The organism is Pseudomonas frederiksbergensis (genome assembly GCF_017114915.1).
GTDB lineage: Bacteria > Pseudomonadota > Gammaproteobacteria > Pseudomonadales > Pseudomonadaceae > Aquipseudomonas > Aquipseudomonas frederiksbergensis_I.
The window spans coordinates 1-1,342 of sequence record NZ_JAAUOE010000107.1 but is presented as its reverse complement, the minus strand read 5'-3'; the positions used below and the strand labels follow the sequence as shown (position 1 = coordinate 1,342).

The following is a 1,342-nucleotide window of genomic DNA, read 5'->3' as shown; positions in this document are numbered from 1 at the left end:
GGCCAGAACGTGTGCGTGAAAAGTCCAAGACCGACAAGTCTCTCGCCATAGCGCATGGGGTGGAAGAAGTCTTTGTTGAACCGCTGAAAACTAGTGGCGAGGCGAAGAAATGACTACTTTTCTCCGCGTATTAAATGAGTTGGACAAGGCGCTAGCGCTCCGGCAGGCAATAGCGGGTGGCAGCGAAAGTATGTTTGAGGTGAATCCTAATGCTTTCCGGCGAATTCCAGGAGCCCCCTTCGCCTACTGGGTGAAGGATTCGGTACATACGTGCTTTGAAGAATTCGAGCCTTTTGAGTCAAAGCGTCGGTCAGCACTTGGCGGTCTTAAAACGCTTCTTGATGAGCGTTTTTTGAGATGCTGGTGGGAGCCAGAACCAAAATTTACATGGAGGCCTATTGCTAAGGGCGGTTCATTTTCTCCGATGTATTCGGACTTGCATATGGTTGTAAATTGGGAGGCGGAGGGTCTTGACATTAGCTGGTATGGGTATCAACGACGTCCGCGTGAGGGTTTTGGTGGAGGCACTCGCGGAGTAGATGCGTACTTTCGTCCGGGGATAACATGGCCGAGGAGGACGAATGGCCTCAGCTTTCGAATAATGCCCGCGGGTTGTATATTTGCCGATAAAGGGCCTGCAGCGTTTGTTAATGACGATAGTCCTAAAGAATTGCTCGCACTGTTGAGTTTGCTAAATTCTCGAGCATTCGGCTTGTTAGTTTCGGTGCAGCTGGCTCGTGTTGAATTGGCTCAGTCATTTGAAGTCGGATTGATTCAGCAGACGCCAATTCCAAATCTGAAGGCAGCACAAATCGAGCAATTGGCGGCACTTGGTTGCCGGGCATGGTCGCTGAAGCGCACACTCGACACAACTACTGAGACCTCTCACGCATTTCTCCTACCCGCGGGTTTGCGCTCACGCTTGGGCGACTACGATCCATCGGCCATCGAAGCAGAGCTCGCGCGTATTCAGGCCGAAATCGACTCGATGGCCTTCGACCTCTATGGCTTCGCTGAGGCTGACAGCGCGGCTGTTCAGGCGATCAACGTTGCCAACGCCGAAGGGGAGATGGAAGGTGCTGAATCCGACGACGATAGCGACGATGAAGAGAGCGCTGCGCCTCTCGACCAAACAGCCGGCTTGTTAAGCTGGGCGCTCGGTGTCGCCTTTGGTCGCTTTGATTGGCGCCTTGCTATCGGCGAGTTGCAAAGTCTGCCAGAGCCAGAACCATTCGATCCTTTACCTACAAAGTCTCCGGGAATGTTGCCCGATGGGGCTCAGCCATTCCATGCTCATGATGGCATTCTGGTCGACGACCCTGGCCATCCGCATGACCTTGCC

At 53.4% G+C, this 1,342-nt stretch carries 1 protein-coding gene; it reads left to right on the top strand.

Annotated features, from left to right (window positions below):
- Positions 1-109 precede the first annotated feature (109 nt).
- The coding region (locus HCU66_RS26930) for a BREX-1 system adenine-specific DNA-methyltransferase PglX (protein WP_241015718.1) at positions 110-1,342 on the top strand (1,233 nt) is incomplete at its 3' end.